The sequence below is a fragment of the Synechococcus sp. PCC 7335 genome (assembly GCF_000155595.1).
Lineage (GTDB): Bacteria > Cyanobacteriota > Cyanobacteriia > Phormidesmidales > Phormidesmidaceae > Phormidesmis.
This window is the reverse complement of sequence record NZ_DS989907.1, coordinates 1-19,225: the sequence shown is the minus strand read 5'-3', so window position 1 is coordinate 19,225 and position 19,225 is coordinate 1. Positions and strand designations below refer to the sequence as shown.

At 46.4% G+C, this 19,225-nt stretch carries 24 protein-coding genes; 11 read left to right on the top strand and 13 right to left on the bottom strand.

Going from position 1 to position 19,225, the window contains the following annotated elements:
• The first annotated feature begins 33 nt into the window (after window positions 1-33).
• Entirely contained in the window at window positions 34-468 is a 435-nt protein-coding gene (locus S7335_RS24255; RefSeq protein WP_006458702.1) for a hypothetical protein, read from the top strand.
• A 364-nt stretch (window positions 469-832) separates the two neighbouring features.
• Complete coding sequence (locus S7335_RS24250; protein ID WP_006458742.1) at window positions 833-1,687, top strand: hypothetical protein; 855 nt, start codon at window positions 833-835, stop codon at window positions 1,685-1,687.
• Between the two features lie 200 nt (window positions 1,688-1,887).
• Here S7335_RS24250 and S7335_RS24245 read toward each other — a convergent pair whose 3' ends face one another.
• The 5 genes from S7335_RS24245 to S7335_RS24220 all read right to left on the bottom strand — a co-directional run bounded on the left by S7335_RS24245 (window position 1,888) and on the right by S7335_RS24220 (window position 6,281).
• On the bottom strand, window positions 1,888-2,358 hold the full coding sequence (locus tag S7335_RS24245) for a hypothetical protein (RefSeq protein ID WP_006458762.1): 471 nt from the start codon (window positions 2,356-2,358) through the stop codon (window positions 1,888-1,890).
• 1,368 nt (window positions 2,359-3,726) lie between these two features.
• Window positions 3,727-4,545: a hypothetical protein gene (locus S7335_RS24235; protein ID WP_006458844.1), complete on the bottom strand. Its 819-nt coding sequence runs from the start codon at window positions 4,543-4,545 to the stop codon at window positions 3,727-3,729.
• A gap of 328 nt (window positions 4,546-4,873) precedes the next feature.
• Window positions 4,874-5,461 carry a hypothetical protein gene (locus S7335_RS24230; RefSeq protein ID WP_006458722.1) on the bottom strand — a complete coding sequence of 196 codons (588 nt, stop codon included), beginning with the start codon at window positions 5,459-5,461 and terminating at the stop codon, window positions 4,874-4,876.
• A 210-nt stretch (window positions 5,462-5,671) separates the two neighbouring features.
• On the bottom strand, window positions 5,672-6,079 hold the full coding sequence (locus tag S7335_RS24225) for a hypothetical protein (RefSeq protein ID WP_006458856.1): 408 nt from the start codon (window positions 6,077-6,079) through the stop codon (window positions 5,672-5,674).
• Window positions 6,072-6,281: a hypothetical protein gene (locus S7335_RS24220; protein ID WP_038020209.1), complete on the bottom strand. Its 210-nt coding sequence runs from the start codon at window positions 6,279-6,281 to the stop codon at window positions 6,072-6,074. The genes S7335_RS24225 and S7335_RS24220 overlap by 8 nt, the downstream gene beginning before the upstream one ends.
• Between S7335_RS24220 and S7335_RS28650 the strand changes: the two genes are divergently transcribed.
• From S7335_RS28650 to S7335_RS24180, 9 genes are all read left to right on the top strand, one after another.
• Window positions 6,280-6,432, top strand: a complete 153-nt coding sequence (locus tag S7335_RS28650; RefSeq protein ID WP_198011503.1) for a hypothetical protein — start codon at window positions 6,280-6,282, stop codon at window positions 6,430-6,432. The genes S7335_RS24220 and S7335_RS28650 overlap by 2 nt on opposite strands.
• Before the next feature lie 1,144 nt (window positions 6,433-7,576).
• Window positions 7,577-8,170 carry a ParA family protein gene (locus tag S7335_RS24210; protein WP_006458820.1) on the top strand — a complete coding sequence of 198 codons (594 nt, stop codon included), beginning with the start codon at window positions 7,577-7,579 and terminating at the stop codon, window positions 8,168-8,170.
• Window positions 8,167-8,445: a hypothetical protein gene (locus S7335_RS24205; RefSeq protein WP_006458822.1), complete on the top strand. Its 279-nt coding sequence runs from the start codon at window positions 8,167-8,169 to the stop codon at window positions 8,443-8,445. The genes S7335_RS24210 and S7335_RS24205 overlap by 4 nt, the downstream gene beginning before the upstream one ends.
• Window positions 8,446-8,649: 204 nt before the next feature.
• Complete coding sequence (locus tag S7335_RS24200) at window positions 8,650-8,886, top strand: hypothetical protein (protein ID WP_038020203.1); 237 nt, start codon at window positions 8,650-8,652, stop codon at window positions 8,884-8,886.
• Window positions 8,887-9,669: 783 nt separating this feature from the next.
• Entirely contained in the window at window positions 9,670-9,855 is a 186-nt protein-coding gene (locus S7335_RS27545) for a hypothetical protein (RefSeq protein WP_006458790.1), read from the top strand.
• Between the two features lie 202 nt (window positions 9,856-10,057).
• On the top strand, window positions 10,058-10,180 hold the full coding sequence (locus S7335_RS29345) for a hypothetical protein (protein WP_006458737.1): 123 nt from the start codon (window positions 10,058-10,060) through the stop codon (window positions 10,178-10,180).
• Complete coding sequence (locus S7335_RS29340; RefSeq protein ID WP_255346498.1) at window positions 10,181-10,312, top strand: hypothetical protein; 132 nt, start codon at window positions 10,181-10,183, stop codon at window positions 10,310-10,312. It abuts the gene before it with no gap.
• 124 nt (window positions 10,313-10,436) lie between these two features.
• The gene (locus S7335_RS24185) at window positions 10,437-10,967 is read left to right on the top strand and encodes a hypothetical protein (protein WP_006458869.1); all 531 of its coding nucleotides are present in this window, start codon (window positions 10,437-10,439) and stop codon (window positions 10,965-10,967) included.
• On the top strand, window positions 10,964-11,287 hold the full coding sequence (locus tag S7335_RS24180) for a hypothetical protein (protein WP_006458731.1): 324 nt from the start codon (window positions 10,964-10,966) through the stop codon (window positions 11,285-11,287). The genes S7335_RS24185 and S7335_RS24180 overlap by 4 nt, the downstream gene beginning before the upstream one ends.
• Before the next feature lie 97 nt (window positions 11,288-11,384).
• Here S7335_RS24180 and S7335_RS24175 read toward each other — a convergent pair whose 3' ends face one another.
• The 8 genes from S7335_RS24175 to S7335_RS24155 form a co-directional block, all read right to left on the bottom strand.
• Window positions 11,385-11,690 (bottom strand): hypothetical protein, encoded by a 306-nt coding sequence (locus S7335_RS24175; RefSeq protein WP_006458765.1) that lies wholly within the window; start codon window positions 11,688-11,690, stop codon window positions 11,385-11,387.
• Between the two features lie 279 nt (window positions 11,691-11,969).
• Window positions 11,970-12,470: a hypothetical protein gene (locus S7335_RS24170; protein WP_038020195.1), complete on the bottom strand. Its 501-nt coding sequence runs from the start codon at window positions 12,468-12,470 to the stop codon at window positions 11,970-11,972.
• A 722-nt stretch (window positions 12,471-13,192) separates the two neighbouring features.
• On the bottom strand, window positions 13,193-13,330 hold the full coding sequence (locus tag S7335_RS28235) for a hypothetical protein (protein WP_006458808.1): 138 nt from the start codon (window positions 13,328-13,330) through the stop codon (window positions 13,193-13,195).
• Window positions 13,331-13,652: 322 nt separating this feature from the next.
• Window positions 13,653-14,300 carry a hypothetical protein gene (locus S7335_RS24165; RefSeq protein ID WP_006458757.1) on the bottom strand — a complete coding sequence of 216 codons (648 nt, stop codon included), beginning with the start codon at window positions 14,298-14,300 and terminating at the stop codon, window positions 13,653-13,655.
• Window positions 14,301-14,302: 2 nt separating this feature from the next.
• Window positions 14,303-15,184, bottom strand: coding sequence for a DNA-processing protein DprA (locus tag S7335_RS24160; protein ID WP_006458764.1), 882 nt, complete (start codon window positions 15,182-15,184; stop codon window positions 14,303-14,305).
• Between the two features lie 152 nt (window positions 15,185-15,336).
• Complete coding sequence (locus tag S7335_RS27165) at window positions 15,337-15,549, bottom strand: hypothetical protein (RefSeq protein ID WP_006458708.1); 213 nt, start codon at window positions 15,547-15,549, stop codon at window positions 15,337-15,339.
• A 396-nt stretch (window positions 15,550-15,945) separates the two neighbouring features.
• Window positions 15,946-16,107, bottom strand: a complete 162-nt coding sequence (locus S7335_RS28230) for a hypothetical protein (protein ID WP_006458763.1) — start codon at window positions 16,105-16,107, stop codon at window positions 15,946-15,948.
• A gap of 104 nt (window positions 16,108-16,211) precedes the next feature.
• Window positions 16,212-18,830 (bottom strand): IPT/TIG domain-containing protein, encoded by a 2,619-nt coding sequence (locus tag S7335_RS24155; protein WP_006458727.1) that lies wholly within the window; start codon window positions 18,828-18,830, stop codon window positions 16,212-16,214.
• Between the last annotated feature and the right edge of the window lie 395 nt (window positions 18,831-19,225).

Sequence of the window (19,225 nt, the reverse complement as noted above, 5' to 3'; positions counted from 1 at the left end):
TTACCATTAGCCAAGGGTAAGACAACTTGTCTTATGGAAAAAGATCTTTTATACAAGGCGTCATCAGCGCTAGCAGAGAAGGGATTCACCTCAGAGCAGATTAGAGAAGTCGTTGGTGAAGATGCCATTTTGTGTGTTGAATGTGGCTTACCTGCGACGTTAGTTTGTGATGGATACATCCCCCGGTGGCTAATGAAGTGGGGGCCAACAGTCAGTCGAATCCTTCAAGACCCTAAGACAATAAGCGAAGTAAAACTGAAAGATGATAATGCTTTCACTCGTAGACGAATATACGAAACAGGATTGCTAAAAAGCGATATTTTATACGAAACATGCGATCGGCCCCTTTGTAAAGACTGTCGAGAGACGACTGGATATACCATCTACTGTGGAGAAGACGGTGGAATTGTTAGCCATGATTACTGTCAAGAATGTGCGGGATACATACCTCAACTGAGAAGAGAATAGTGACTATGATGGATTTTCGGCAGATGAGACAGATGTATGCCTGTATCTGCCAGGAGCGGTCTGCGACGATCTGGTTAATTATGAATTCACTAATGTGACGAATTTGGCAATAGATTATCGAGGCAGTTTGTTTGAACCGGCTTTTGAGATGGCCAGAAACCTCGATCGAAACTTGGTTTTCCCAGCACGCAAAGGGAGGATTTTATGAGTCCATGAACGTTCTCTGCTGGTATTGAACCCCAATTTAATTATGATGATGAGAGGTTGCATCATATTTGGCACAGTCTTACTAACGGTCGCTTTTATCAGGCATGAAATGACATCAGGTTTGTTATCTTGAGAGAGGGAGCAAGAATACAAAGTTGTGAAACGGCAATCCAAACGGCCTGACTACGAAGCATTACGGTATACGATCAATCGAGCGCGATACGCTAAGCGTACTGGTCACTGCAAAGTGCAATGGGCCGAACTAAAGCAGGCGTTAGTAACAGCCTGGGAGTTTGGCTACATCCGCTACCCTGGGGGGGTGAAGTCCGTTAGAGGCAACACCAAAGCCGGAAGAACTATCTTGCTAGAGCTAGCTGCTCAGTTTAAGGACGCTAAGCTAGTGGTCAAAACTACTTTGAAGAAGGAATATGGATGGACAGATCGTCTCATCGCAAAGTATCAACTAGAGCCGGACTTGCTGGTCGAAAATCCTCACTATAGGCGTGGTGCTGCGATGCATCTCTATGCGCTCAATCGAGTGAAGCGCATTGCCTCAGAAAATGAAGTAGCGGCTGAGTTAGCGAACGTTCTAGCCCAGCGCCCAGCGCGAAAGCAGGCGGCGCAGCAGGCAGCGCGAACCCGTTCTATTGCAGAACAGGAACGTCAAGAAGCAGCTCATCAGTCTTTTCACATGTTCTTAGATGGATTGGCCTTTATTGTCCCTACCTGGTCTGTAGAAGCGCTATTAAAGCAAGCCCTTAGCCGTTACAACACTTTTAATTATGGTCTATCTGCTTCTATCTCAGACGATGCTGACTTTCTCTACCAGATAGCACGAACCTATCTGTACTACGATTGTACGAACTATGAAGCGCTACTCCAGCTATACGATAGCGATCGCCAGCGAGCCGATATTCGAGCGAAGGTAGAGGAAGCTGTAGAAGCCGCTTATCCGAATTTGCTGGAGAGAGTGCAAATGGTTAAGGCGAGATTGGAAGGCAATCGTTTGTAATTTTTATTATGAAGCCTCTCCCACCGAGCGTGTCGCTATAGACTGTTTACGCTGGTCTGTCCTGAAGTGATGGTTCGTACTTTTGCTATTCAGCTATTGTAGGCTTTCTGATCCATTGGTTGTTTAAGTATTGCATAGGCAGCATTCAGCAAGAGAACGGACTGAGTAGCCTCTGCTGAAATCTCGTCGCAGCTAAACACTCAATTAGGCGAAGAAGTCATTCTGTTGAAGTAAGCGGCAACGACATCGAATGCACCGATTAAAGCAATGAGAGATAGGGTAGCGAAGGTAGCCAGGGAGAATACCGGAGATAAGGTCTCACCAGCAGGGAAGAATAGTTCTTCTAGCTGATCGGTCATTCCATGCCAAACAAAGAAAGCAACTAGGCTCCCACAAGTTGCTAGAGCGCCTGATGCGAGGTAGTAGAGCAGAAGCATCATCTTATTCTCTTTCTCTTCTTCTGCTTCCTCTGGGCCTTCTTTAGAGCTACTTTTGACCACATCTACTAGTCCGAATAAGATATAGCCTTCGTAGCTAAATGTCATCCAAAAAACGACATCGCTAAGCAGACTTTCCCAGCCAAGTCTAGAAAAGATAACGGCTAGAGGCAGAAGAAAGACAGCGTAGAGATAAAACCAGCGTGTTCCCGAAGTTAGGCGTAGATTTATCATTGGCTTGCAAAATTTTATTTAGTCAAGAGACAGAGTAGATTGTGGATTTCTGGAAATTATAGCGGTTCTTAAAGAGTGACCACATGACTATAGACCCAGTACATAACTCTTAATCACCAACGCTATCATATCTATTCGGAGTCTAAAAGAGCAGAATAAAGAGTATAGATATAGATAAAGGAGAGTCTTTCTATTTCAATAGGGCGCGATCGGCTGTTCATTGGTTTAGAGGAAAGCGATTGCTTGGCTCAGAGAGGTTTTCACGCCAAACGCCTGCCACTGTTTGACTCTGCGCTTAACTCCTCAATATCCTAATGTACGTCCTTTTCGGATGCCGCTCAAGGTGATAGTGCGATAGTATCGGGATAGCTGAGTACTTTTTGGATTGGGTGTGTGACATCTGCGTCCTATGTTGCTTGACAGATTGCTGAGATATCGCAAAAAACCGCCGCGAGATGAGATGCGAGTTAGGGTAGAGACTATCTTAGGAGGAAAGCCGCTACCCAATATATTTTGGCGGAATATTTTGACTAAGCTCAGAGATAAAGCTTCACGTACTCCCTTCCGGCCAGCCTTATATAAGGCATCACTGTCGCAATGTGCTCAGTTATTAGAGATGCAGCAGTTTGCGATATCGAGCGTTCATGCAGGCTTAGACAATGCTGTGAATCCCTCTGAGCTACTGACGTTTCTCCAACAAAGTGGTCTAGATGTTGAATTTAACATTCTACTAAAACATCCAGATTTTCCTGTGCAAACGCCTATGACGTTATGCACATCGTTTGCGGTCAGATACACTGTTGAAGATTTTCCAACTCAATTCGTTCAGAGATTTGGATATCATCTTGGCAGTGGTTTGATCGTCAGAAATATAAGCGGGGAAACGTTGATAGATAGCTCCTTTATTGTTAATTTGGGGTCTCCAAATTGGGGGAAACGTCGTTATCTTTTGCATATTAGCTCCCGATAGCGAGTAGCAGCGCAGGCTATACACACACTTTTTGTTAATTCTTCTGGGCATCCCCTTTAAGCACCTAAATACCGGAGATGTTTCTGACGCTAGATCGTCTTCTCATCTTTTCCTGCCCATTCTGCGTACTCGTTATAGGTGTAGTAGGATGTCCTCATTCTTATAGGAGTAAAATAAAGCCTCGCCAGTTGGTCGGACTACTATACATCCTACCAGTCGCCCTTTTACGGAGGGTGTTGATTGTGGTTGACCTGTCTCTTCGCTATCCGTTGATGGGGAGCCTGCTTATCTGCTGGACAATCTTTTCTTGCTTTCAAATATTCTTGTCAATCTTGGTTAAGAACCTATAATTTTTACCCCCACCTGATACCGAGGTGGGGGTGTGCAGATCGTAATCATCAATTCATAGGGAATGAACTAAGCAGTTTGTAGGCAATGAGGGAGCATATATATAGACCTATTGTTAATGCAAACCCGCAAATAAGATTTAACTTTGTTTGTGTATAGGCTTCCCCCGAAAAAAGGGAGTCGTGGTGGAAATAGGCTTCAGCTACTTCAATAATTTTCTGAGCTATAGCTGTTTCAACTGTTTGATACAGTCTTGGAGGAATGCTTATCAATTCACTTCGAATATCTATCAGCACTTCATCTGAAACCGTTTTCGGCTTCTGGCTTATTTCTACAGAGACAGACGGAATCACGGGGACCTCAGATTTTTGGCTATGGAAAGCAGCAGCCGCTTCGATGCGTGGCTCTACTTTCCCTGCCAGAGCTTCATATGAACTGACCAGCAAGAAATCTGGGATCAAAGTGAGAAACGGCGCTCCCAACCAAATGGCCAACACAATTGCAAATGCGGAAAACCACCTTTGACTGTCATCGAGACCACCTGTCTCTTTATTACTTTTCAAAGAATTGATCTCTTCGACAGTCTCTAGCTCTTCGATAGCCGTGGTGATCGCGACTTGTGAGATACCCGTTTCTAGAGCAATTTCGGTAATGTCGTGTGAGCTAAATGACTCTACGTCAATATCCTTATCTAAGGTATTGTTCTCTTGTTCTTTATCAATCTCGATAGCCAGGGTTAGCGATCGCAAGAGTTGATTCCAATTGTACTTAGCCATGATTAATTTCCTAACCCGAGGGTAAGTACCCCAACTATCTTCCTCGAAGATAACACCTTTTTCTACCAGGGCGATCGCCACTATAGCTCCCATCTGCATCACTTTTGGTGACGGTGCCCTTATTATGTCAAAGGAAGCTAGCAAGCATGGTAGCGAAGTGCTGACACAGCAGGCGGTTCGGGGTAAAAACCACCCTTTGACTGTGCGTCGTCTTACTGTGACGTTCTGCAAGCATCGCTATAGCCGAAAGTTATGTATAGAGGGAGCTACAGCGTTCAATGAGTAAGTTATATGCAGTTAGGCCATTGCTAGCCACTGCAACTGAACGTCAAGCCTACACACTGCACTAACTTGTTAGCAAGCATGGACCTCAGCATAATGGAGGTATTCTATCATTGGCAACTTCTTGAAACAGAGCCATTTATGTCGTATGAGTTGGCGAGTAAGTTCGGTCGCCTAACAGTTCCCGCCTGAATACTCCAAGTTGCTTTGCCCACTCTTTTGAGATTTTGTAGAGAAGATGAGCAAGCTCTCTACAGCACTCAGGAGTTAAAAAAGCGTTATCCTCACCCAATTCAGTATTTATGTATTCCAGAATATTGCCATGACAAAGGTTATGGCGAACACGCACGACCTCTATATTAACTTTATTGGGTTTTTTGCTTTCTAGTTTTTCTAGAAAATTATCTTCCTCTGGGAAAGCTAGAGCCCCTACTGGCAGACCTGCTTCATGTGCAGATTTTACAAGTCTATTGCTTAGTGTTTGAGTAGCATCTAGTTCTTCAACTCTGCCAGGGTTCTTCACTTGATGCATCGTAACTCTCAGCGAAGCTTCAATACCGTTAAGGAAGCTTGTACATGCTGGTAAATAAAGCTCACTTTTCAGTGCTTGGACCGCCTGCGTAAAAAACCAATGGACTTCTGCTCCGAGACCTTGCTTGGCGAAGAACCTGCTCTCTTGAGGTTTTCCGCATCCCATCTCTATGAATTCTTGAATTCCTTCATCCATGCACTGACCTCAAAATGCATAACGGCCTCAAATTGAGCGGTGGTTAGAAAAAGCCTCTCGTCCGTGTGTTCCGTCCATCCGCTCCAACGCGTAGTTAGGTACGATGAGTAAGGCGACTTAAATTGATAATATTGTACCGCCTGCGCCGAGATTTTGAGTTATTGAATCCAGGCGTTAACAGTTTCTGCATGAGCGACATTAAGCGCCTCTTCAGCGGACTGCACCGCCTGTGTAACGGCGATCGCCATTGACGGTTCTATCAGGTAAAGGAAGAGGCTTTTGCCTCTGTTGTCTCGGCAAGGGTATTGGCTGAGTAACCAACGACTGAGTTGAGAAGTAGAAAGTATCTTTGTCGCCAGTCAGTTCAGCCATCCAACTTTCATCGAGGGTAGGTTCTTGGCCATACGCCTCAATCTCCTCGAAGACTTGTTCAGCGAAGCCACAGAATGCATCGGTATCGGCCTGAATGCGGCTGGCGGCGATTGCAAAGAGTACGAGATAGAAGTTATGCGGGTTATTTTTGTGAGAGAGTGCTATGAGTTGAGCACGAAACCGCTGAGCCTTGGCTTGTGCCTGCTGCCATTGCTGAGCATTGAGCCTAGTTGTGGTCTCAGCCATCTATCGTATTCTCCAGCCGACAGAGGGGACAAGCGGCAGCGGGTTGTCGGTCTTGAGTGATGGTAACGTCTTGGCCGAACTTAGCCTGAAGAATACCAATAACCGTTTGGATATGGCGTCTGAGCTGAGCTTGGGTAACTCCTATTAGATGAATAGGAGTTACCCTTTCTATCGGTTTCCCCGCATCCTCGAAGAGGGGCATGAAAGAGCGATCGCATGAACGAGCCATCGGTACGGTTCCGATAGAAGGTGATCAGCACCGCTGGTGGCGATACGTGGTCATAGAGCGGGATATCAATGCTGTCAATCCGCTGACTGCGTTGGCGAGATCGCTTTATAGCCTTGTTGAGTGAATGCTTGGCATAGTAAGAACGCCTAGAGTGACAGGTTTGACCCAGCCAGCAAGCCTTAGCCTGTGCCCCCTCAACGGATTGAGCGGCGCAGACAGTGAGCGTTTTGGCAGCGTGGCATCGCTAAATGAGATAAGGGTAGTCTGAGTTTAGTCTGAGTATGCTCGTTGTAAAAAACATCGGTAGTGAGACTGCTAGTCAGCTAAGAATGTCTAATTGGAATACCTCTAGCAATTAACTAGCAATTAACTACCTTTTAGAAAGGACTAATTGACTTCAAACTACAAAACCATAAAACCAAAGGGTTTATAGCCCCCTGTAAGCCTGATCACAGTAGCACAATGATGACCAGAAAAACTAAAAGGCATCAAGCTGGAAAACCAGAAAGCCAGAAAACCATTTGCACAAAGCTTGGAGTAGCCAACTTACAAGCATAGTTTCCTATGACTGGCTGACTGTGGTTTGTCTTCACTCTTGCTACTGTCGCTGAAACGAAATGCAGAAAACCAGAAAACCAGACTCTTAGAGATCAACTTATCCAGTCGTGCGATTGTGTAGTACATTCATTGAAAGGTAAAACCAGAAAGCCATCTTTCTAAGTTTCCCCTTTTTCATATTTCTGGTTTTCTGCATTTCCATAATTTAGGTATCTCTAGTAATGAAGCGACCAATAAGTCCATACCCTATGTAGTGCCCTGTATGATGGCGCTGGCAAATAGAAGTCTGCATTTCCTTAAAACCATCTTTCCTTAAAACCAGAAAACCAAACAATCAACTATTATTAAGTAATAGCCCGTACTTCGTTGTATCAACCTTTTATCCGCACCTCTAGTCAGAATGTCATAAATCCAGAAAACCAGAAAATCAGAAAACCGTAGAAGTCGTCATCTATGCCTCCCTTCCCGTCCTGCTGTTGCTGGGATGGAATACAAGAAAACCAGAAAACCAGATTTTTGGAGATCAGCTCATTTATTTTGCATTTGTGAAGTATATTTAGAAGGTAAAACCAGAAAGCCATCTTTCCCTTTTCCCATATTTCTGGTTTTGTATCTTTCATGATGTAGCTATTTCTTTTTACTGTGCTTTTTTTGTTTGTTTGATAGCCCATTCCCCTCTGTAAGTAGAACCAGAATTCTAGAAATTTTCTATGAAACTCATCACAGTCACTAGCTATAAAGGCGGCGTGACCAAATCGACCACCGCCATCCACTTGGCGACCTATCTCAGTAATCAGGGCAAAGTACTGCTGATTGATGGCGACCCCAATAGAACGGCGATCGCATGGAGTGAAAGAGGTCAGTTACCCTTCGATGTTGTGGACGAGCGTAAAGCGATGAAAATTATCGCGAACTACGACTACGCTGTCATTGATACGCCTGCTCGCCCCGACTCATCAGATCTAAAAGAACTGGCTGAAGGATGCGACTTATTGATATTGCCAACCCTACCCGATGTCGTCTCACTTGAACCGATGATGCAGACCGCCAATGACTTAGGTGACGCGAACTACCGCACCCTCATTGCTATCGTACCGCCGAAGCCGAACCGAGACGGCGAAACGATGCGCACAGAGCTACAAGAAGCTGGTGTGCCAGTATTCAATACAATGATTCGTCGGAGTATTGGCTTTAGCAAAGCAGCTCTAGCCGGGAAGCCTGTTCGTGACCTCACGGGCGGCGATCGGATGGGTTGGATCGACTATGAAAAGCTGGGCGAAGAAGTAATGGAGCTATTGAAGTGAGTGAAAATCAAAACCAGAGTAAGTATGGAGCAATCCTTAATAAAGCTAGACAATCAACAGAGCCAGAACTCGAAGTAAAGCTGGAAAACCATAAGAAATCAAAACCAGAAAACCAGAAAAAAGTAAAGCAAGAAAGGATGGTGAACGTAGGTGCTAAAGTGCCTGAGTCTTACCGTAACCACTGGGCTGCTGAAGCCAAACGCAACCGTCGCTCGATGACTGATGTTATCATCTCGGCCTTGACAGACGCCTTTGGTTTACCGCCCGAGGAGTGACGCCCACTTCATCACACGCTAGAACTGAAGGAAATCAGAGCGCTAGAAAGCTAGCAAGCATGGTTGCGAAGTGGCTATACAGCAAGCGGTTCGAGGCCAAACCTACGCTTGTGCTGTGAATCGTCTTCTTGTGAAGTTCTGCAAGCATACCTATGGCTGAGAAGCCTATATAGTCGGCGCTACAGCCTGCTTCGAGTCAGTCATATGCAGTCGGGCCTTTGCTCTATTGAAACGAGAGTGTGGATAGCCTTGACAAAGGAGGCAGCACTAATCGACAAACCCATAGATCCGCTAATCGATTTTCTTGCTGTCATTCATTGGTTTTCGCTCGGTAGTGATCGTCACTATGCCTTCACCGACCAGAGCGATCGCTTGCTTTTTCCCTACTGCTTTCCTTCTCCAGTAAGAGCGCGGCTAGGGTCGTCGCTTCAACAGCCGTGATCCAAAAAAGACTTTCAGTACGTTCCAAGAGTAGAACGATCCTTAAATCCAAACGGTAAGGGCATCGTTAAACCTGACTATTCTCTTGTTGATTGAGGACATTTCAGGATATCTAAGGATATAGAAACGCATCCCAGTAGGATTCCTAAGTGAACAACTATGATGCCTGCGCATAAATCTAGAACGAGAATCAGTGCGCTACCGACAGATAGTGTTGCTAGACAAGCGGTGCGCAGCAGAAAGTTTAGGATGATTGCTTGTCGCCCAGACAGTCTTATCGCTTGTCGCGCCGCCCGAAAATCATCAGAGCTATAGAACAAAAACGAACCTCTAACAAAGCTTTGGTGAAGGTGTTCTGCGACAACAATGGCTGATTTTGAGAATAGGACAATCATATTCTTTCGGCTCGAAAGAAAAATAACTATATCGTATGATAATAAGACAATCTTCAAGCAAAGCCATACGTGTGGACTGTGCAAACCAAAACTACTCAGTGATGAGAAGGTTCACCTGCACCACGTTGACGGTAATCATAACAACTGGGAACTCAACAGCCTCCTAGTCGTCCATTGCAGCGTTCACCACTGTCTATTTGCGGTATCGCTTATATTAGTGACATCAATTTTCTGGACAGAGTGCTCGCCTTATCTGCAGTCTATGTCGAGTGTGATGTCAGGCTTAGAGAAACAAGTATAGACAATCGAGTATAGGAATGAATACAAACAGCGATCGCCCCCCTTCACTCGTGGCGGTTGTCCGTCTGACAGCATCTGAACATATGTTTTGTCAGCTAATCAGGCGTCCAACTCACAGCAAACTCTTAGCCGCACAGGACAGCCTGGTAAGTCTCGGCTGAATAATCCGAACTGGAAGCCCTATCGCAATAGCCAAGAATTAGCGCTGAAGGTCTACGAGATGACGCACCCAGAACAACCTAGTGTTTACGACAATGGTGTGGGGCTATCCTAGTCGAATGGGGAGAAAGAAAAGCCCCAAGTTTAGAAACTGATTTTTCTGATTGATTAAAGTCATGCGATTCCCTTTCCCCTTCAGAAAACTATCAACGAAAGAGCACGAATACCGCAAGAAAATAATGCAACGTAAGCGCCTGTTAGCAAAGCGAAGCATTAACCTAGTAAGTTATATACCAACTCCACTTGTAGATTATGAGTTGGATCAAGTTGAGAAGTGGCTGTGTGAGTACCATGCTGAAATGCAGGCGGAGAAACTTCAAGAGCAGGTAGAGTTTGAGGCGGCACTTGCAGAGCTAGATGCTGAAATCCCCAGGCAGTAGATGCCAATACTGCTTTCCCCCAGAGCGATCGCTACCCCTTTATCTACCAGCGCGATCGCCCGAGCCTTGACTACTCCACTGGTGTCAATGGTGTCACTGGTGTCGATGATGTTTCAGGACAATCGAGTATAGGAAAGAATTCAAGCAGCGATCGCCAGCTCAATCGCTATACGAGAAGGTGATCGCGTGCGCCTGTCTCAAATTAAAGTAGATAATCATAAATGCGGATGCTTCTGTATTACGTCTGACGTATTATATGAGTGTAGATATTGAGGTGATTCAAGTGTTTGTTTATCGCCTAGAAAAAACCCGCAACGAGCTACCCACTCACTGGGCCTACAACGACGCATGGATTGCCGACGGGAGAGTCGGTGTTATCGATAATCGGACTGAGGGTTTCCAGGTTTGGGGCTCACTACCTGAAGTAGTTGAGGCGATCTTAGGATTGACTGACGTGGACGGAGACTACACGATTGACTCTGGCTACGAGTGGTTGCATGTGATTGAGGCTTCTGATATTGAAGATGGCGGCGGTGTCTGGTTCGCCGTGCATCCGAGAGATGTCGCGTCAGTGCGGGTGGTCCGAGTCCATGAATTGCTAGATGAGTGGAAGCCTCTAGCGCTAGAGGCTATTGAAGATGCTGAAGAAGACGACGAGGATTTAGAGGTTATCGACTGGTGTGAAGAACACCAGTCTGAGATGGCCGACTGGCTAGAAGCTCGGATCGAGAAGATTCAGCCAATATTTGTTGATACTCTGCCCAATCCCTACGAGGTGGAGGCGTGAAAATCACAACTCATCTGAAGACGGTCGCAGGGTTCAGTGCCTGCGGTCTAGGTAATCCGATTGGTTCGGACAGCACAATGGAGATCGAGCGCGTCACTTGCCGAAAATGTCTGCAGAGCCTCGCTGCCAAGGAGCGCGGATGTTGCCCTTCTGTTCGGCCAGGCCCAAAGCCTCATGGCGATTCTCCCAAGGCAAAAATCACGATACGGATTGACGCTGACCTATTAGAGCAACTGCAGAAAGAGGAAAATCGATCAGCCGTGGTTGAGCAGGCGTTGCTCGAATACTATAAGTTGAGAACGCTACCGAGGAGGATCTAACCAAGGCCATCCTCTGCAACACCGTTCTTCCTGACGGCATTAGCCTAGACCCTAACCGCGATTGCGAGAGATTGTAAGAGTATGACTGATAGTCCCGCTATGGAGTGCTGTCATCGTCTGTTGACTGTTTTTCTAGCATTGCGATCGCTATTGCCCCATCACGGCCTCTTATCTTCCAGTAGTCATTCGTGTCACTTAAATTGTCATAATAAAAAACGACACGAATAAATTCATCGAGGCGTGGGAAGGGTTCATAATTCAGGTTAGGTGCCGGTATAGTGAGAGCTGAATTGCTGGTCTGGTCAAAGTCAAAGATATCAGAGTCTAAGCCCGCTTCATCGAGGGGTTGTTGCTTCTGCCTTGGCCTCTGTTGTCTCGGCAGGGGTATTGGCTGATTAACCAACGTCTGAGTAGAGAAGTAGAAGGTATCTTTATCGCCAGTCAGTTCAGCAATCCAACTTTCATCGAAGGTAGGTTCTTGGCCATACGCCTCAAAGTAGCTGTGATAGCAAACATCTGCTCCCAGTCCATTACTGTGAGCGGTGTAAAACTGTCAGGGGCCTCAGCATAGCGTCTGAGTCTTCTCCTTCCCTCCCCGAGACCGCAAGCGCTGCGCTATTCGACAAAGCCTGCTGATTTATCTGCCTTGAAGGTTAGAATTGCAAAGACTTTAGGAGATTGCCTAGCTGTCCAATCCATAGCTGTCTAAGATGATGCCCGCGATAAAGGTAGCTTCTGTTTCTGCGGCTTCACGACTCAGCGCCAAGAAAGAATCGTCCTGAATCTCCAAAAACCGGTTGGCTATCTCCTTTGTTAGACCCTCAAAACCCAACACTTCAGCTTCTTTTTTCGAGAACTCTCTTGCAACTCGCCAGAAATTGTCTGTGTACATCACTGCGCCACAGCGTCCGAAGTCGCAGCTGAAGTCTGGATTGTCCGTATTATAAGCAGTCTGAGCTTCGTAAAGAAGAAAGAACTCGTAGTCTCCCATCTGATCAACTGGGCTGTTTCTTTCAAATACGTCCGATATATCCTGTACTGCACGGACGACGACTTCATCTCGGGTACTAAACTCCTGACGCATCTCTTCGGCGCTCTTCAAAGCGGTAGATTGATCGCAACCTAAGAGCGCAGTGCTGGCGAAAAGTGTTAAACCAAGGGCAATTAGTTTTAAGTTTTTCATTTTCAATAGTGTGGTTTTTTTGAACAAAATTGACGTATTCCTTTAGTAATCTTGCAGAAATTCGTACAGATAGGCCCGTGTATAGAGTTCCCGAAGGAACCGCCGTAGCGTGCGATCTGCGACATCATTAACGCCTATCATCGCTTGGACTTACCTTAATGCTGGGGAACAGGAGAGAAGGCGGCTGCCGATGGAGTCAATGGAGCGATCGCCCCCTCACCTGTAGTTCACCCGAGCGTGATCGCCGCTGGCAGCATGAAAGCAGTAAGACTAGGACTGAGCCTGAAGTCTAGGGTGTTGCCTGCTGCCTGTGCTTTTCTATCAGCGCGATCGCTTCTACTACTGCTGCCCGTTACAACGTAGCCTCAAGTCACTCAACGCACCCTAAAGCCCTAGCAAGGAAGAAATGATTAGCTAGGGCGCTATGCCAAGCGACAACGCTGACTGAGCAGTAAGCTGCCCAATAATTTGGCACGGCACTCGACATTCTGCTTGTGCCAAATTATTTGGCATTGTATAGGAGCAATTGTATATGCCATCACCTCAAAGCACCTGTAGCCGCGTGAGTGGTTAGTTAATGAGAGAGGTTCAAAGGTGCGCCCAACAGTTGACTAAATCTCTCTCTATTCGATAGCAGTGAGTGTAGATAGTTTTCTGTATTGAGGGAGTGCCGCTATTCTGAAGCGGTATTGTTGGTCGGTGCAAGTGCTCCCTTGCGGGCGCTATCCCATAGTGCGATCACTACCCCTCCATCTTCCAAAGCGATTGCCCCGATTCAAAGCAATTTTCTCTACCAGCGACTGCCGTGAGCGATAGGATGAGGCAACCCCAGCATCTAGCTGCTTGCGAACAGCAGGCATGAGCGCCCCGGTTCCGATTCTATGGCGCTGAGATTGGTCGTGCTGCTTGCGAGGATGATGCTAGTGAGTGTCTTCTCTATAAACAGTCAGCTATCGGTAGCTGCTTTCCCATAGAGCGATCGCTAGACATTTATCTTCCAGAGCGATCACATGATTAGCTCCTAATCCCCAACGCTACTATATCCATTTTGAGTATAGAACAGTTACAGAATGATGAGTGTAGATATAGATAGTTAATGACAGTGAAGCAGCAGAGCGATCTCTACTTTCAAAGTGATCGCTTTCCAACGCAGTCACTTTTCTCCCCGTGTGATCGCTTTTGCTACCAATCATCTGTTTCCGTTTGTTCGGCCTTAGCCCAGAAAATGCCTGACACTTTCTTCCCAGGAAATTGTTCTAGCAGCTTGTTGCGTGCAGCCGAGAAGGTAGCACCGCTCGTGAGTACATCATCGAGCAGGCAAAAGATCTCGTCTTCGTTGCAGCTAGAGAAGATCGCTTTATTAATGCCGATACTACTGTAGACCTCTCGCACTGTCCTCGGTGCGCTACCAGAGTGCAAGCTTTCTCTATTTACGACGCATTCCAGTACAGGCCAGCATCTGACAGTCGATAGATTGGTTGCTACCGCCATTGCCACTTGTAATACTCTGTCGTCGTAGTCAGGATGACTAGATGTTTTAGAAGGCGGCATTGGAATGAGTGCTATAGAGCGGTCTTTGGGAATATTGGCCTTCAACAGAGCCGTTAGCTCATCCGCAAACTTTTGGATAGCTACTCGCTTCCAATGCAATCTTTGAGTCTCGCTAGGCTTAATCTTGAGATTGCTGATTTGTTGGTTGGTATCAGAGAATTGGTATCCTTGCCCGACTGTGTAAATGCGTCCGTATATAAGATTTAGGTCTTTGTGTTCAGGGCAACTGGCGAGCCAAACAGAATCATCAGTCCGTCGCCATCTTGCATCACCGGTCATATCTATCGAAGCTGCTCTAGTACTTCAGAGCCGTCCTCAATCTTGATAGCCCCTCGCTTGAGAAATCTTTCTGGCCACTCCAACCCTCTATCAAAACAGGACTTTAATATGAAGAGCTTTCTGCCTTGCTGTAGTGCTGCTCTAGCCTGAATTAGAGTGCCGCTCGTCTCGGAAGCTTCAACGATGATAGTGGCCTGACTCAGTGCCGACATGGTCTTATTGCGCTCTGGGAAAAAGCCTCGATTACGGCGATAATCTTGCATTGAATACTGGTAGAAGGGCACCTGAGTAACCAGTAGAAACTCTTTTGAAATTTTTCTCTGAAGCTCAGCATTTTCTTTTGGGTAAACCTCATTCAGCGCTGTGCCGATAACAGAGATAGTTCTGCCGCCTGCCTCAATGGCTGCTCGATGCGCTTCAGTGTCAATGCCAGTCGCTAACCCCGACATCACAGTAAAGTCGCTTGCTACTAGCAAACGAGCAATCTTCCTTGCACGCCTGCGGCCCTCGTCTGTAGGCTTCCTGCTACCAACAACGGAAACAGCTTTAGAGGAAAGCAGATCTAAATTGCCCTGATAGTAGAGAACTTCTATTGGATTTTTCGCATCCCTAAGCGTTGTTGGATACTCGAAGTCTCCATAAAATAGAGCAGAAAAGCTTCTGAAAGGAAGAAGGTCAGCTATTTTGCACTTAACCGCCTTGATTATTCCAGGCGATGCATTTTGCTCTCGTGCTATGACAGAGGGCAACTCATGGTTAAACGAAGCAAAGAGCTTGGCTAGCTTAGGCACACTAGGGTACTGAGTCCAAAGGTATTCATAGGCAGCAATCTCTAGCACAGGACTGATGAGGTTTGGCCAAGATGATTGATATTCTGCAAACATTAGGATGATCTACCTCTGCCCCACAATAATAGTACAACTGTACTTAGCTATCTTAATTGTACTGGATATCGATTAGATGTGAAAATACACAAGCCCGAATCTCTTGTCCTTTACAGTTGGTATTTATAAGCTTAGTGGGTGATCGCACGAGCCTATATAGCGTCATCTAGCCATCCGCATCGGCAATCCCAATGCACTCTTGGTGGACTGGTTTGCTGCATGAGTCTTTTGCAGGTAGGACACCGACCTGTAAAGGCGGGGTGCCAGTCTTGAATAGCTAGCGTTTGCTCTAGAAGATGTCGAGTGATGGGCGCTGGGACAATCTCACGATTGAAGAAGGAATTCTGTCGGGGGGTATCAGCCATTCTCGCACTAGCTTGTGTCGTATGATTAAAGAATGCCCAATTGGGCGGTTACTCAGTATTGTCACCATTCAATGTCAATTATTTTAGAGCGGTTCTTGCCTGCTGATGAGTAGGTTCTCGAGAGCGCGATCGCCCTATCCGATCCTTCTTTCTGGATCGCTGAGATGCTGGCTTTGGCGTAGTGGAGAGTTCATTCGTGTTACTCAAATTACTTTAATAAAAAGCGACACGAATGAATTCGTCGAGGCGTGGGAGTGCGTCATTCAGTTTAGGTGTAAGTACCTTAACATACCTATTACGAGTATAAAACAGTCATAGAATTATGAGTATACATTGAGTATAGATATAGATAGTGGATGATAGAGAAGCAGCGCGATCGCCACCTTCTCTAACTGCTTACCGTCGCTGTTTTCTAAAGTCCCAAGGCATGATGGGATTGGGATTAGACCAGAAGGCTAGACGATTCTGCTGGGCGATCGCCTCAGCCTCTAGATAGGCAGGCCCTAAAGTAGCGAAGCTGTGAACAGGGGCAATCCGTTGACTGTGGTCTCCGGTCACTTTAGCTTCGTAAAGTCTGACAGGTCCATTGCCCCTAGTTCATAGTGTTGCATGAATAGATATGAGGGTTATAGCTCTATTTACCTCAAATCGCTCGTCTCAGATTATGGAGTGCGATCAAATAGCTCAAAAGTCAAAGTATGACTATCTTTGTATAAACCACCGGGCGGGAATGGGACGAGTGCCCAAAGTGCATTTGGATTTAGTATATTCAGTCCGCTGAAAGTTGTGGTACTAGGTAATACGACTAGGCTCGCTTCTGGAAGCGACTCTTGTTTCTTAAGATCCCAAGCAGAATTTTTAACCTCTAGATAAGAGAGGGTGTATCCATAGTTTTGACTGTTATTTGTAACCTTTCCAACAAAGGGAAATCCAGTGGTATTCATCACATTGTTAGAACTGTCGTCAAGTACGAAGAAAACCTGGCCGCTGTTATTAAATCCATTAAACTGAGTTCTTCTAGAAAAGTTGAGAGCAACGGTTTTGCTTAGTGGCTGTGGTGGTGATGGGTCTGGCTGACGCTTGATCTGAAAGGGCAGGAATAAGCTACGCTCCGGCTTAGGACCTGTCTCTATACTGATCTCATACTGTCCTGGAGAAAGCTGTGGTACTGTGACCGATGCTATCTCTGTCTTTTTCACGCTGGCCGTTACATCGATGCGAGCCTTTTCAACCCCCATTTCATAAAACAACAGCGTTGTTTGTGGAGGTGTATTGAAGAAGTCGCCGAGTAAGGTGATTGTGCTACCGCCAAAAGTACTGGTTGGTTTAACTTCCCGCAGAATTGGCGTACGCTGCTTTATCTCAAGTTCAATTTGCGCCGTCTGAGACATCTGGCGAAAGGATGTAAGATCGATAGCAGCGGCATCTAAATACAGGCTGCCGAGTCCGATAGGTATCCAGTTGGATCTCATTAGCAAATCTGTTGGGACTGGAGACTGTTTCTGATAGTTGTACGTTACGAGGCTATTGCTTAGAACTCGCACCAGACCATTCCAAGAGACCACTACTGCCCTCAGTCCTGATTGATCCTCAGCTTTTAGTACAGCATCGAATTGCTCGTTAAACCAGGCATTCATCTGAATCGGCTGACGATCTTTGTCAGTGATGGTGGCTCTTGCGCCATCACTAGTGGTCACGGTAAGTGATAGCTGCGGACTTTGTTGGTCCCGCTCGCCAGGTGCTAGTCTATGAAGCCACAGCTCCTTGCTTTCTGTCCGGTTGCCGCAGATCCCTTCGATACGCACCTCATAGCGTCCAAGTGGTAGCTCTTCCTCAATGAGGACATAGCCAGCGAAGCAACTCTCTCCAGCAGGATAGAGTTTTACCCTAGATGTGACCGGCGTTTCATTCACTAACACAGTGGCGGCGGGAACGATTTGACCTGCTTCATCGCAGCAGGACTTCACTTTGACGAACAGGTGTGAGCTAGTTGCGAAATCAATGCCGTAGCGTCGGTCACCATCGGGGTTAACATAACTAATCGCGCTATCCACAGTGATCGATACGTTGCTATCAGCTATGACTTCAACTTCATTCGACAGTTCAACTTTGCCTGGTACTAAATAAGTGAAGGCTTTAAGCTTCTGACCAGATCGGACAAGCACTGTAGGATCGATGGCAAGTGTAACAGTGGGAGCATAGGCGACAGCCAACGCAACGGGCCTACCATCAAGAAGAAGGCCAACGCGAGCTCCAGGCAGGCAATTGTAGAGTGTGAAAATTGTATTGCCTGGGCAGAACGGACGGGCAATTACTGGCTTGGTCAATTGGCCTAGATCGGGATCACCTTCCTTGACAACAACCGGGGCCGATGGGCTACCAGATTGGCAAAGGCGATGCTCAAAAGTAAACTGGTCTTTAGTTCTGATGGGCTTATTGAGCAAGTACCAGGAAGACTCCCATATATTTGAATAGAACTCCTCATTCCCTGTATTGAGGTTGGAGAGTTTACCACCCGTACCTACGAGAACCTGCTCAACTTTAATTCGGTCGTTGTCGATGACGATGGAACTCTTTGGTATCGTGGCGACTGGAAGAGGGTTAGGCGCGAGCTGAACAGCTTGAGTTTTTGAAATAGCTTCGAGTGTTCCAGTGCTGGTTTCCTCACAAAGAGTGACAATTATTCGGACTAGATCGCCCTGCGATAAGGCTTGGGATGTTCTAATGGCCTGCCGTTTGTCTTTAACCCTTTGTACACGGCCAGGGGAACCATTCACCTCGCATCGTACCCTAGCGCCGACGAACAGGTTCTCTGCAACGACGAATCTAGCGCATTCATAGGGATAATCAACGATGCGAGGTGCTGGTAAGCTGCGAGGGTGGGGCACCACTATAGCAGTCTTGCTCCAATTGCTTTTATCCCCATCGAACTCCTGTCTAGCCCGTACCTGAGCGCCTTCATCCAATGCAGAAACCTCGATAGCGAGAATACCATCAAGTGCTTTGGTCTCTATCTTATCTCCATCAATTTCCAGAATGACGTTTGCACCAGTTATGAGCCCTGTTAGGATAACGACTTCGGCACAAGCAAATAGGAGTTGCTGAATGACTGGTGGTGGTATTGTTTCCGGTCTAAATTCTAGATCCCATTCAAGGGATTTTGCGTTGTCTTGTCCTTCTCTTTCAATACCTTCAGTGCGAAAATTGACTGCCGTTATGGGCTCGTTATAGCCTTCAAACTGATTCTCGCTCGACTTGTTCTCAAGATTGAGTGTATGCATATGGCCATTTTGTGTATCTAATTGCGGCGTTGTTACATAAATAGTGGTTACGAATATGGGAGGTAAGGCTCAAGTCCCACCAAAACACTATGTGTTCTGAACTGCCACATCTTATCTATCAGCCTTCTAACTCAGTTTTCTGCATAAGTAACTAAAACAGTGACGCACCAGAGAACGATGGATAGATAGGCAGTGCGTGACCGCGCTTTGCAAGCAAAACGCTTTTCCTGAAGGTATTCCCGTATGGTTTTCTCTACTTTCTACCTGCCCTGTCTCAGGGTAAACGCTCTATGCGAAACCCGTCTTCCTGATGGCATTGGCTTAGATCCTGACCGTGACTGCGAGGGATGACGAGAGCAAAGCAAACGATAGACTCGCCTTCGAGTGCTGTCATC